This window comes from Streptomyces sp. NPDC059224 (genome assembly GCF_042754285.1).
GTDB lineage: Bacteria > Actinomycetota > Actinomycetes > Streptomycetales > Streptomycetaceae > Streptomyces.
Window position 1 is genome coordinate 1 of sequence record NZ_JBHZAN010000048.1, and the last position, 12,016, is coordinate 12,016.

Consider the following 12,016-nt stretch of genomic DNA (forward strand, 5'->3'; position numbering starts at 1 on the left):
GTCCACTGGACGTCCGCCGGGGTCCTGCCCCTGTCCACGGTGTCGGCCAGCGCCGCCGGGAAGCCGGGGACGAGCCCCACCGCGAGGGCGCCGGCCAGCAGCGCGGCGGGGACCGCGGTCATCGTGGCCGGGATCCGCCCGAGACGGCCCTCGGTCTCGGGCTCCTCGTCGGCTCCGGAGGTCTCGTACGCGTCGCCCTTGGGCGGCCGGTCCCCGAGGCCGAGGAAGACCCGGGCGGCGACCCGCAGCACCGCCCCCGCGGTCACCGCCGACACGACGACGTAGAGCACGGTCAGCGGAGCGCCCACCGCTTCCTCGGCGACCGACTTGCCGAGCGCGGTGCCGAACGGCGGCAGCCCCGCGAGGGCCAGCGCCCCGATGGTGAACAGGACGCCCACTGTGCGCAGTTCCCGGGCCCGGCCGTGCAGCGCGCGTTCGTCGACGTTGCCGTAGCGGTCCAGGAGGATCCCGGCACAGGCGAAGAGGGCGGCCTTCACCCCGGCGTGCCCGACCAGGTAGAGGGCGACCCCGGAGTCGCCCGCCGGGGTCAGGACGCCGAGGCCGACGAGGAACAGTCCGGTGTGGGCGATGGTGGAGTTGGCCAGCAGCCGTTTGATGTGCCGCTGATGCCAGCACATGAACGCGCCCAGTACGGCCGTGAGCGTGCCGAGGACGACCAGCGCCCGTTCCAGGTCGGCGGCCGGGATGCCGCCGGGTCCGGCGAAGACCGTGCCGTACACCCGCCACACGCCGTAGGCGCCGAGTTCGACCATCACTCCGGACAGGAGCATGCAGACCGGGGTCGGGGCGACGGCGTGCGCGTCCGGGAGCCAGAAGTGGAAGGGCACGGCGGCCGCCTTGACCAGCAGCGCGGTGAGCACCAGCACGAAGGCGGCCAGGACCAGCGCGTCCGGACGGCCGTGCGCGTCCAGGCCGTGGCCGATCCTCGCCATGCCCAGTTCGCCGGTGCGGGCGTACAGCAGGCCGATGCCCGTCAGCATGGCGTAGGCCCCGAGGGAGTTGACCACGCCGAAGGTCAGCGCCCCCTGCACGGCCTTCGCCTCGTCGATGCGGTAGCCGGTCAGCGCGTAGGCGACGACGCTCATCAGCTCGAAGAAGACGAACGCGTTGAACAGGTCGCCCGCCAGGGTGAAGCCGCACATCCCGGCCTGGAAGACCAGCATCAGCGCCGGGAAGGAGCCCGCGTGCCGGCGGGGCGGCTCCGCGAAGTAGCGCCAGGAATAGACGAGTGCGGCCAGGGTCAGCAGCGAGGCGAGGGCGGCCATGCCGAGCGCGGGACCGTCTCCGGTCAGGACGATCCCGACGCTCTCCCCGCCGACGGGACGCCATCCACCGGCCCACTCGACCAGCGGGGGCGCGGAGTGGAGCAGCAGGACCAGGGCGAGGGCGCAGGTGCCGGCGCACACCGCGCAGGCGAAGCTCTCGGCGAGGACCCGGTGCAGCCGGCGGCCGCCGGCCACCAGCAGGGTGGCGCCGAGCAGCGGGACGGCCACGAGCAGGGGCAGCAGGTGGTGCATCAGCCGCGCAGCTCCGTCAGTTCGTCCGGGTCGACCGTGCCGTGCCGCTTGGCGATCTGCAGGACCAGCGCGAGCAGCAGCGCGGTGACGGTCGCACCGACGACCACGTCGGTCAGGGCGAGGGCCTGCACCACCGGGTCGACCAGCGGCCGGGTGCCGGGCCTGAGATCGGAGAAGACGGGCGCGGTGCCGCCGTCGCGGTAACCGACCGCCAGCAGCAGGACGTACGTCGAGGACTGGACGACGGCCAGACACCCGACCGCGTGGATCAGGTTCCGGCTGGTGGCCAGACCGTAACAGCCGGCCAGGAAGATCCAGACGGCTGTCAGATAGGGGAAGACGTGTATCACCGGCGGCTCAACTCCCGTTCTCGTCCTCGATCTCGACGGCCTGGTCGAGGAAGCCGGCGAGCAGGACGACCACCGCGCTCGCCACCTCCATGCCGACGGCCGCGTTCAGCAGGGGGACCATTCCGCCGGAGGACAGCGTGTTGAACGTCCCGTACGGCAGCAGCGTGTTGGCGAGGAACGCGGTGCCGGCCAGCAGCCCGGACAGGCCCAGCACCAGGTAGGCGCAGGCGGCCAGGGAGTCGGCGACCTCGAGGACGCCGATCGGGCGGACGCGCTCCAGGGCGTGGTAGTCGGCGCCGAGATAGAGCAGGTGCAGGGCGGTCGCGGCGACGACCCCGCCCTGGAAGCCGCCGCCGGGGCTGAGCTGGCCGTGCGCGATGATGTACAGGCCGGTGACCAGGGCGACCGGAAGCACCAGCAGGGCGTACCGGCGGACGGGCCGGGCGACTTCGGCGGGCCGCGGACGGGCCCGGTGCTCGTCGCGGGTCTGGCGCAGCAGGACCACGCAGCCGAGGACGGCCGCGAAGAGGATGCTCATCTCGCCGAGGGTGTCGTAGGCGCGCTGGTCGAAGTTGACGGAGGAGATGACGTTGGCGGTGTGCCGGGCCAGGGAGGCCCGGACGGCGCGGTCGCCGTAGGGGTGGCTGCGGCCGCCGAAGGAGGGCAGGTCGAAACAGGCCGCGACCAGCAGGGCGGCGAGACCTGTGCCGCCGACGGCCAGCAGCCACAGCCGCAGGCGCCGGGTCACCTGTCGTCCGCCTTGCCGCGCCGCTTCACCTTGCGGACCGACAGCATGATCAGCAGCGGGGTGAGCGCGGAGCCCGCGGCGAGCTGGGAGAGGCCGACGTCCGGGGCCTGGAGGACGGTGAACAGCGCGCCCAGGATCAGGCCGAGCAGGGACAGGACCAGGGCCTGGCGGGCCGGGTCCCGGGTCGCCACCGCCACGGTCGCCGAGGCCGCCGTCAGCAGCAGCGCGACGACGATCACCGCGTCAGCCACCGCGCACCCCCCGGAATCCGCCGGACAGCGCGCGGGAGGCGACCACGTTGCCGCCGATCAGCAGTGCCCCGGTCACCAGCAGCTTCACCGTCGCCCGCCCCGGTCCGGTCACCGCGCACAGCGCGAGGACGACCAGCGCGCCGATCCCGGCCGCCGTCCAGGTCAGGCCCCAGGCGGCGGGCCGCTCGTCCGCCAGGTCGTCCGCGAGCAGCCGGGCGAAGACCAGGGTGCCGACCGGTCCCAGCAGCGCCAGCAGCAGCGCGAGATCGACGTAGGACGTGCGGCCGTAGCCCTGGGCCAGCAGCAACAGGCTGGGGCAGACCGCGGAGGTGGCGAGGTTCTGGGCGGCCACCCGGCGGCCGAGCGGACCGGTGGCCACCGCCCACAGGGCGCTGCCCGCTCCCCCGGCCAGCAGCACGGTCGCGGCCACGATCCAGCCGTTCACCGCCAGCTCACCGCCTGTCGCCCGGCTCGGGCGGCCAGGGCGCCGACGGCCGCCGCGCTCGCGCCGACGATCCGCTCCAGGGTGTCGACGGTGCCGATGAACACCAGCCAGAGCAGGACCAGCGCGGCCCACCAGCCGAGCAGTTCGGCCGTGGCGACGAACGCCGTACGTCCGGTCATACGCCACCTCCTCGGGCCATTTTGCGACGCTGTGCCCGTTTCGCCGCCTCTCGCATCCAAGCACCGCCTCCGTCGCGGGGAGGGGCGGCACGCGGGAACGGCTCCGGAGTGCCCGGCGAGCGCCGGCGGAAACCTCGGGTGCGTCCCGGCCGCCGCCACGGCGGCGGGTGTCCGCGGGCGGTTCCGGGGTAACTGGGTCAGCACGCCGGACTGTTGACTAGTGGAGGACCTCATGGCCAGTGCCGCTTCGCGCCTGCGCACGACCAGAGCCGAGAAGAACGGCAGGACGAACACGGACGGGAACACCGGAAAACAGCCCGGAGTGCTGACCAAGGCCGCCCGCGCCGTCGGCGTCCGCCGCGCCGGGCCGGACGCCCCCGCGAAGACCGGCACCGCCAAGACCGCGGGCGCCGGGAAGAAGGGCCGCCTCGGCAGGGCGGCGCGTACCGGCAGGACAAACGGCGCGGGAAAGGCAGGCCGGACCGCCAGGGCCACCGGCACGGGACGCCATCCGCTCCCGCTGCCGTTGCGGATCCTGGCCATGCTGTTCGCGTTCGCGGCGATGGTGGCGTTCGCCGTCGTACTGGCCCGGCTGACGCTGGATCCGTCCCCGGCCTCCGTGTCGATCGCGCACACCAATCTGCATCCCGGCGAGTCCCTCAAGATCTACCTGGACCAGCCGGCCCTGCGAGACGCGGTCAAGCAGATCGGCGGGAACATCCTGCTCGGCGTGCCGTTCGGGATCATCGTGCCGGTCCTCGTGCCGCGCGCCCGGGGCTTCTTCGGGGTGCTGCTGCTGACCGCGTTCGTGATGCTGATGGTCGAGACGGCGCAGGGTCTGCTGGTCGAGGGGCGCGCCTTCGACGTGGACGACGTCATCCTCAACACCTCGGGGGCGCTGATCGGCTGGCTGCTGGTGGGCCGGCGGCTCGGCCGGGCGGTTCACGCGCGCAAGCCGAAGAAGCAGCGGGCCTGACACTGGTCCGTACCAAGGTATTGACGGGGTACTTATCTCAACTCTTAAATCAACAGGCGACGCCTTCACCCCCCACCTCGGCCGGATGCCACCCCGCGTCCGGCCGCCGTACGGAAGGAAGAGCCGTGGCCTCCCCACGACTGCTCCGCAGCTGCCTGTTCGCCGCCCTGTCCGCCGCGCTCGTCGGATCCGTCGCGGTCGGCCCCGCGCACCGGGCCGAGGCCGCCGACGCCGGTGCGGCCGCCGTGACCTTCTCCGACACCTTCGACGGTCCCGCCGGTTCGGCGGTCAACTCCTCGAAGTGGACCCAGGAGACCGGCGACAACGTCAACAACCACGAGCGGGAGTACTACACCTCCGGCACCAACAACGCGGCCCTCGACGGCCAGGGTCACCTGGTCATCACGGCCAAGAAGGAGAACCCCGCCAACTACCAGTGCTGGTACGGTACTTGTCAGTACACCTCGGCCCGGATGAACACCTCGGGCAAGTTCAGCGCCCAGTACGGGCACGTCGAGGCCCGGATGAAGATCCCGCGCGGGCAGGGCATGTGGCCCGCGTTCTGGATGCTGGGCACCGACATCGGACAGGTCGGCTGGCCCGACTCCGGTGAGATCGACGTGATGGAGAACGTCGGTTTCGAGCCCTCGACCGTGCACGGCACCATCCACGGTCCCGGCTACTCCGGCTCGGCCGGGATAGGCGCCGGCTACACGCTCCCGAACGGCCAGGCCTTCGCGGACGCCTTCCACACCTTCGCCGTCGACTGGGCACCCAACAAGATCACCTGGTCGGTCGACGGGGTCGCCTACCAGACCCGCACGCCCGCCGACGTGGGCGGCAACACCTGGGCGTTCAACAAGCCGTTCTTCCTCATCCTCAACCTGGCCGTCGGCGGCTACTGGCCGGGCGACCCCAACAGCTCCACGGCGTTCCCGGCACAGCTGGTCGTGGACTCGGTGTCGGTGACGACGAGTGACACCGCGGCCGGCGTCGCGATCAAGGGCCTGGCCGGCAAGTGCGTGGACGTGGCCGGGGCGAACTCCGCCAACGGCACGCCCGTGCAGCTCTACGACTGCAACGGCTCCGCCGCCCAGCAGTGGACCGTGGGCAGTGACGGCACCATCCGCGCCCTGGGCAAGTGCCTGGACGTCACCAGCGGCGGTACGGCGGACGGTACGACGGTCCAGCTCTACGACTGCAACGGCAGCGCCGCCCAGAAGTGGGCCGTCTCCGCGGCGCACGACATCGTGAACCCACAGGCGGACAAGTGCCTGGACGTCACCGGCAACAACTCGGCCAACGGCACCCGGCTGCAGATCTGGACCTGCTCCGGCGGCGCCAACCAGAAGTGGACCGTCGGCTGAGGCTGACCCGCCGACCGGCCACTGGGGCCCGTCCGCCGGACGGGCCCTAGTGGCGGGGCACCCAGGTGAACTTGTCCCCGCCCACCCAGCAGACCACGGCCGGGTCGTCCAGGTCGTGGACCGTGATGCCGTGGGTCGCGGCGACCGCCAGCACCTCGGTGATGTCCCGTGCCTCACCGACCACCTCACCGTCGATCTCCACGATGCGGAAGGGCGGGCTGCCCGGCTTGCCGGTCATGACCCCGAGCACCAGGATCCGCGGCTGGGAGATGAACGGGCTCGCTATCTCGGTCATGCAATCGAGGGTAGATCTCCCCGGGCGGATGTGACTTGCCTGAGTCACCCTGACGGTGGAGGTGGCCATGGGACCCGTCGAGGCACTGGAACGGATCGCCTTCCTGCTGGAACGGTCCCTGGCACCGGCCTACCGGGTGCGCGCCTTCCGCACCGCCGCACGGGTCCTGGCCTCCCTGCCCGCCGGGGAGATCGCCGAGCGGGCCGCGGCCGGCACCCTGGAGTCGCTGCGGGGCGTGGGCCCGAAGACGGCCCAGGTGGTCCGGGAATCCCTCACGGGAGATTTGCCCGGATATTTGCGCACGCTTGAGGAAGAGACGGGAGAACCGGCGGCCGACGGGGGCTCCCGGCTGCGGGCGCTGCTGCGCGGGGACTGTCATCTGCACTCGGACTGGTCCGACGGCGGCAGCCCGATCGAGGAGATGGGCCGCACCGCCGCCGCGCTCGGGCACGCGTGGGCGGTGCTCACCGACCACTCGCCCCGGCTCACGGTGGCCCGCGGCCTGTCCCCACAGCGGCTGCGCGAGCAGCTGGCGGTGGTGGCGGGGCTGAACGCCTCCTGGGCGCCGTTCCGGCTGCTCACCGGCATCGAGTGCGACATCCTGGAGGACGGTTCGCTGGACCAGGAACCGCAGCTGCTGGAGCGGCTCGACGTGGTCGTCGTCTCCGTCCACTCCAAGCTGCGGATGGACGCCCGCTCGATGACCCGGCGCCTGGTGCGGGCCGTGAGCGATCCGCACGCGGACGTCCTCGGCCACTGCACGGGCCGTCTCGTCACCGGACGGGGGCGGCCGGAGTCGGAGTTCGACGCGGACGAGGTGTTCGCCGCCTGCGCCGCGTCGGACACGGCCGTGGAGATCAACAGCCGCCCCGAGCGCCTGGACCCGCCCCGCCGGCTGCTGCGCCGGGCCGTCGAGGCGGGAGTGCTGTTCTCGATCGACTCCGACGCCCACGCGCCCGGCCAGCTGGACTGGCAGATCCTCGGCTGTGCCCGGGCCGAGGAGTGCGGGGTGTCCGCCGACCGGGTGGTGAACACCTGGCCGGTGGAACGGCTCCTGGCCTGGACCGGGACCGGGTGACCCGCGTCACTCCGGGGTCCGGAACAGCCCGGGGTGGTTGTCCGTTGAACCAGCCGTGGGTGCCGACGGGACAGTGTCCCCGGGCCTCAACTCCCGCCCACGGGGACGATCGTTCGGCTGAAGCCCTGTGGAGCGTCTCGCCGCGGGGCGACCGCCGTCCGTGCCCCCACCTGACCGCCCCGGTCGCGAATCCCCCGTCGCGGCCGGGGCTTTCCGCTGCCCGAAAGGCGGTTCCCGGGCGCCGGGACCTCCGCTTGACTTCGAGCGCACTCCAATTCGTAGCGTTCACGCCATGAGCACTACGACTGAGCAGCACAAGATCGGTTCCGGGTTCGGCGCGGACAGCACCGCCGACGACGTCCTGGCGGGCCTCGACCTCGGTGGCCGGCTCGCGATCGTCACCGGCGGCTACTCCGGGCTCGGGCTGGAGACCACCAGGGCGCTGACCAAGGCGGGCGCCCGCGTCGTCGTCCCCGCGCGGCGCCCCGAGGCAGCCCGGGAGGCGCTCGCCGGCCTGGACGCCGTCGAGGTGGACGAGCTGGACCTCGGCGACCTGGACAGCGTGGGTGCCTTCGCCGAGCGGTTCCTGGCCTCCGGCCGGACGGTCGACTTCATGATCGACAACGCGGGCGTCATGGCCTGCCCCGAGACCCGGGTAGGACCGGGCTGGGAGGCCCAGTTCGCCACCAATCACCTGGGGCACTTCGCCCTGGTCAACCGGCTCTGGCCGGCCCTGGAACCGGGCGGCGCCCGGGTGGTGTCGGTCTCCTCGCGGGCCCACCACTTCGCCGGGATGCGCTGGGACGACGTCCAGTGGCGGCACGGCTACGACAAGTGGCAGGCGTACGGCCAGGCCAAGACCGCGAACGTGCTGTTCGCCGTCCACCTGGACCGGCTCGGCCGGGACGCGGGGGTACGGGCCTTCGCCCTGCACCCGGGCGGCATCATGACACCCCTCCAGCGGCACATCCCGCGCGAGGAGATGGTCGAGCGCGGCTGGATCGACGAGCAGGGCACCGTGCTGAACCCGCAGGGCTTCAAGACCCCGCCGCAGGGTGCGGCCACCCAGACCTGGGCGGCCACCTCCCCGCAACTGGCGGACCTCGGCGGGGTGTACCTGGAGGACTGCGACATCGCCGAGCCCGCCGTGGAGGGCGCGTCGACCGGTGTCAAGGACTGGGCGATCGACCCCGTACAGGCCGCCCGGCTCTGGGACCTGTCGGCGGAACTGACGGGCGTGAACGCGTTCGCCTGACACACCGCCGCCACGCCACGCCCGGCGCTCAGGCCGAGGGCTCCTCCGGCAGCGGCTCGTCGGGCTGCACCACTCCCGGGCGAGGGGCGCCCCGCAGGCCCGTGCCCGCCTCGTCGGTCCCGGGCAGGCCCGCGTCCTCGTGGGCGTCCGGGCGCCTGCCCTCGGCCGCGTCCCACGGGTCCCGGTCATCGGGCCGGGCCTGCTGGTCCGGCATGTCGCGGGGTACGGGCCCCCCGCCCTGCTGGTCACTCATGGCTGCGCCCCTCGAGGTCGGATCGGTGCGGGCGGTACGCGGGTACCTCGCCCGGGAGCCGTGAAACCGGGGGTGCTCAGCGCGGAGTGCGCTCCTCCAGGGCCATACGCCAGGCGGGCAGGCGGTCCTCGGTCGCCGGTTCGGCGCGGCGGCCGCCACGGCTGAAGAAGTCGGCGAGGGGCAGGATCGCGGCTCCGACGGTGACCGCGTCCGGCCCGAGCCGGCCGAGGTCGATGGTGACCTGCTCGGCGGGGTGGCGCAGCGCGTACGTGGTCGCGTACCGGCGTACGGCGGGCAGGAAGCGGGCGCCCAGCTGGAGCCCGGCCCAGCCGCCGATCAGGATCCGCTCGGGCTGGAAGAGGTTGATCAGGTCGGAGAGGCCTGCGCCCAGGTACTCCGCGGTCTCCTCCAGGACGGCGAGGGCGACCGGATCGGGCTCGGTGTCCTCGGACGGGTAGGCGGCGGCGAGCATCGCGGTCAGCGCCGTCTCCTCGTCGGTGCCCTCGGCCGGACGGCCGCCCTCCTCGCGCCAGCGGGCCAGCAGCGACTCTGCGCCCGCATACGCCTCCAGGCAGCCGAGTGCGCCACAGCGGCAGCGCCGCCCCCGCACCCGTACCGTCAGATGGCCCCACTCGACGGCCCGGCCGTGCTCCACCTCGGCGGTGACCAGACAGGCGCCGACGCCGGAGCCGAACAGCACCACGACCGCGTTGTCCGCGCCGCGCCCGGCGCCGAACCACATCTCGGCCTGCCCCAGCGTCTTGGCGCCGTTGTCAATGAAGTACCGGACGGACTCCGGGAGTTGGCAGCCGGTGCGGAGCAGCTCCTCCAGCGGGACGGCGTCCCAGCCGATGGTCTGACCGTGCACCAGGGCACCCCGGTCCGCGGTGTGCTCGACGATGCCGGGGACGCCGACACCGACACCGAGCAGCAGCTCGGGCGAGGCGCCCTCGGTCGCGAGGACCTCCGCGATGCCGTCCCGGATGTGCCCGACGATCACCTCGACGTCATAGCCCTGCTGCGTCAGCGGGCGCTCGACGCGGGCGAGTTCGGTGAGGGTGAGATCGAACAGCTCGACCCGGACCCGGGTCTCGCCGACGTCGACGCCGATCATGTGGCCGCTGTGCGGGGCCACGCGCAGCAGGGTGCGGGGCCGGCCGCCGTCGGAGTCGACGCTGCCGGCCTCCTCGACCAGGCCGTCGGCGACCAGGTCGGCCACCACGTTGCTCACCGAGCCGGAGCTCAGGCCGGTGGCGGGGCCGAGCTCGAAGCGGCTGAGGGGGCCGTCGAAATACAGTCGCTGGAGCACGGCCGTGCGGTTGGCCCTCCTGAGGTCGCGTACCGTGCGCCCGTTCCGCCCCGCCATGTGGCTCCCTTCACGAACCCTTCCCGACCTGCAACATACTCCTTCGAGAGGGCGGAAGCGATATTTTCCCAACCCTTAGTTCACGCTGTGAGCTAAGGAGGGGGCGACGGCGGATCACACCGTGGGGGGCGGGTCGCGCGCGGGCCGCGGGTCCGGCCCGGCGGCTCGCGCAGTTCCCCGCGTCCCTGACGGGGCGCCGCGGGCGACGGCGTCGATCAGCTCGACGCGCATACATCCTCCACAAAACGGCCTTCCGCCACCAGGGAGTTCAGCCATTCGACGGGATTTCCCCCGGGGACGCGGGCGCGGAACATCTCCGGTATACGTCAACCCGCACCCCCGGTGCCGTCCTGCTGCCGTCACCGCGGACGTACACCCTCGCGCCCGCCGCCGGCAACGCCCACACCTCGTCGCCCCCGGTGGCGACAGGGTGCTGGACGAACGTGCCGGCCGTGCTGAAGGCCGGGCGCAGCGATCCGGCTCCGGCGGTCTCGGCGCCGCGGAGCTCCTCGGCGCGCGGGAAGTCGGCCTCGGCGGCGTCGCAGCCGAAGCAGCAGAGCGCGGGCGGGAGTTCTGCGCCCGCCGCGAGCACGGCCGTCCGGTCGGCGACGGCATCCCGGAGGGCTGCCAGGCGCGTGCCCGCGGCGATCACGACGGCCGGTCGGCTGCCGTCGATCCGGAAGGCCTCCCGGCAGGGCTGGACACGGGCCTACAGCGGTTCGCCGGGGCGGAGCCCCGCGAGGGCCGGATCCGGTGCCGCGGTAGGTGCCCCCTGCCCAAGCCGGCGGGGGCCGCCGGCGGGGAGTTCATCAGGTCGGCGTGGCGGCGGCCGGGGACGAGGAGACCGAGTGGTGGCGCGGTGTCAGCGGGGTCAGGAGGTCGGCAGGCGCGGCCGGTGTCACGTATCACCTGCGCCGCCTGTCAGCCCGCTGTTCCGCGGTCCACCGCACCGAACCCGGTCGCCCGCGCCTACGCCTTGGGGGTGCCGCCCCCCGGCGTCCGGCGACCCGGACCGGCGGAGCAGGCCGTGCCGGCGCCTTCCGGGGCGCCGAAGCGCGCGAGGGTGTGCCAGACCATCTTGAGGTCCTGGATCGGGTACCGGCCGGTGCGGGCCGCGTCGCCGATGATCCGGGGGTCCACGACGCCCTTCTCGGCGATCCGGGCGCCGAGCGCGGCGTACTGCGGGCCCCGGTAGTCCGCCCGGCGGAGGAGGCCGGGCACGGTGAGCCGGTAGCCGGGGTGCCATTCGACCGGGAAGGGCAGTCGCCGGGCCGCCGATTCCACGGGGGTCCCCCGGTAGGAGGCGTCCAGCACCAGGGCGGCCACGTCCCGGTCGAGCCGTACCCCGCCGTGCACCTGTGTCTCGATGTAGTCGTTGAGGGCGTCCTGCTCGTCCGCCTCGGCGAGGGCCAGCAGGTGGGTACCGGCGGCGACACCGAAGTCCGTCGGTTCGGCCGCGCTGTCGGGGTAGCAGAAGGTCGCGCGGTGCAGTGCCGGTCCGGTCAGCCGCAGGTGGGAGGAACCGAATCGCGGAGCCGCCCCGACCACTTGGCCGCGGAAGTTCAGCGCCCCGTACACCGGCCGTTCGGCCGGGTCCGCGTCGTCGTAGGTCCCGCCGAAGATCCGGCTCTCCCAGCGCCACCGGTCGCCGCCGGGGTGCGCGGTGAGCCCGCCGTTGCTGGTGCCGGTGACGAACTGGGAGTGGTAGGCGCCGTCCCGGGCCAGCGCCTCCAGGATCGGCAGCCCGGCCGACAGCCGGTCGGGGTGGAAGTTCAGGGTGATGGACAGGCCGGGATCGAGAACCGGTCCCGCGGACAGCGCGGCCACATGGCGCAGCGCCGCCGCGGCCCGTGCCGTCCCGATGTTCGTGAGTTCCATCGGCTCCTGCCTGCGACCTCTCCCTGCCCGTCCGGTG

15 protein-coding genes are annotated in these 12,016 nt (G+C 73.2%); 4 read left to right on the plus strand and 11 right to left on the minus strand.

Features of this window, described 5'->3' with window-relative positions:
* The 6 genes from ACFXI4_RS38170 to ACFXI4_RS38195 all read right to left on the minus strand — a co-directional run.
* Positions 1-1,538: complex I subunit 5 family protein (locus ACFXI4_RS38170; RefSeq protein WP_385000288.1), on the minus strand; the 1,538-nt coding region annotated here is incomplete at its 3' end.
* Positions 1,538-1,888, minus strand: coding sequence for a sodium:proton antiporter (locus ACFXI4_RS38175; RefSeq protein WP_362723942.1), 351 nt, complete (start codon positions 1,886-1,888; stop codon positions 1,538-1,540). The genes ACFXI4_RS38175 and ACFXI4_RS38170, both read right to left, overlap by 1 nt.
* A gap of 7 nt (positions 1,889-1,895) precedes the next feature.
* The gene (gene mbhE, locus ACFXI4_RS38180) at positions 1,896-2,636 is read right to left on the minus strand and encodes a hydrogen gas-evolving membrane-bound hydrogenase subunit E (protein WP_385000291.1); all 741 of its coding nucleotides are present in this window, start codon (positions 2,634-2,636) and stop codon (positions 1,896-1,898) included.
* The gene (locus tag ACFXI4_RS38185; protein WP_385000294.1) at positions 2,633-2,887 is read right to left on the minus strand and encodes a hydrogenase subunit MbhD domain-containing protein; all 255 of its coding nucleotides are present in this window, start codon (positions 2,885-2,887) and stop codon (positions 2,633-2,635) included. The genes mbhE and ACFXI4_RS38185 overlap by 4 nt, the downstream gene beginning before the upstream one ends.
* Positions 2,880-3,332: a monovalent cation/H+ antiporter complex subunit F gene (locus ACFXI4_RS38190; protein ID WP_385000297.1), complete on the minus strand. Its 453-nt coding sequence runs from the start codon at positions 3,330-3,332 to the stop codon at positions 2,880-2,882. Before ACFXI4_RS38190 ends, ACFXI4_RS38185 begins: the two co-directional genes overlap by 8 nt.
* Positions 3,329-3,511: a hypothetical protein gene (locus ACFXI4_RS38195; protein ID WP_385000299.1), complete on the minus strand. Its 183-nt coding sequence runs from the start codon at positions 3,509-3,511 to the stop codon at positions 3,329-3,331. Before ACFXI4_RS38195 ends, ACFXI4_RS38190 begins: the two co-directional genes overlap by 4 nt.
* Positions 3,512-4,031: 520 nt before the next feature.
* Between ACFXI4_RS38195 and ACFXI4_RS38200 the strand changes: the two genes are divergently transcribed.
* Positions 4,032-4,487: a VanZ family protein gene (locus tag ACFXI4_RS38200; RefSeq protein WP_362714905.1), complete on the plus strand. Its 456-nt coding sequence runs from the start codon at positions 4,032-4,034 to the stop codon at positions 4,485-4,487.
* 125 nt (positions 4,488-4,612) lie between these two features.
* Positions 4,613-5,854 carry a ricin-type beta-trefoil lectin domain protein gene (locus ACFXI4_RS38205; protein ID WP_385000302.1) on the plus strand — a complete coding sequence of 414 codons (1,242 nt, stop codon included), beginning with the start codon at positions 4,613-4,615 and terminating at the stop codon, positions 5,852-5,854.
* Positions 5,855-5,900: 46 nt separating this feature from the next.
* Here ACFXI4_RS38205 and ACFXI4_RS38210 read toward each other — a convergent pair whose 3' ends face one another.
* Complete coding sequence (locus ACFXI4_RS38210) at positions 5,901-6,149, minus strand: hypothetical protein (protein WP_362714897.1); 249 nt, start codon at positions 6,147-6,149, stop codon at positions 5,901-5,903.
* Between the two features lie 67 nt (positions 6,150-6,216).
* On the opposite strand from ACFXI4_RS38210, the gene ACFXI4_RS38215 reads away from it, so the two are divergent.
* Together ACFXI4_RS38215 and ACFXI4_RS38220 are read left to right on the plus strand one after the other, a co-directional pair.
* A complete protein-coding gene (locus ACFXI4_RS38215; protein WP_385000306.1) occupies positions 6,217-7,227 on the plus strand; it encodes a PHP domain-containing protein in 1,011 nt (336 codons plus the stop codon).
* A gap of 292 nt (positions 7,228-7,519) precedes the next feature.
* The gene (locus tag ACFXI4_RS38220) at positions 7,520-8,482 is read left to right on the plus strand and encodes an SDR family NAD(P)-dependent oxidoreductase (protein ID WP_362714891.1); all 963 of its coding nucleotides are present in this window, start codon (positions 7,520-7,522) and stop codon (positions 8,480-8,482) included.
* Between the two features lie 28 nt (positions 8,483-8,510).
* On the opposite strand, the gene ACFXI4_RS38225 is transcribed toward ACFXI4_RS38220, so the two are convergent.
* The 4 genes from ACFXI4_RS38225 to ACFXI4_RS38240 all read right to left on the minus strand — a co-directional run bounded on the left by ACFXI4_RS38225 (position 8,511) and on the right by ACFXI4_RS38240 (position 11,979).
* On the minus strand, positions 8,511-8,735 hold the full coding sequence (locus tag ACFXI4_RS38225; RefSeq protein WP_385000309.1) for a hypothetical protein: 225 nt from the start codon (positions 8,733-8,735) through the stop codon (positions 8,511-8,513).
* Between the two features lie 76 nt (positions 8,736-8,811).
* On the minus strand, positions 8,812-10,101 hold the full coding sequence (locus tag ACFXI4_RS38230; RefSeq protein WP_385000312.1) for an ROK family protein: 1,290 nt from the start codon (positions 10,099-10,101) through the stop codon (positions 8,812-8,814).
* Positions 10,102-10,369: 268 nt separating this feature from the next.
* A complete protein-coding gene (locus tag ACFXI4_RS38235) occupies positions 10,370-10,753 on the minus strand; it encodes a hypothetical protein (protein ID WP_385000315.1) in 384 nt (127 codons plus the stop codon).
* A 317-nt stretch (positions 10,754-11,070) separates the two neighbouring features.
* Complete coding sequence (locus ACFXI4_RS38240; RefSeq protein WP_385000318.1) at positions 11,071-11,979, minus strand: DUF3626 domain-containing protein; 909 nt, start codon at positions 11,977-11,979, stop codon at positions 11,071-11,073.
* Between the last annotated feature and the right edge of the window lie 37 nt (positions 11,980-12,016).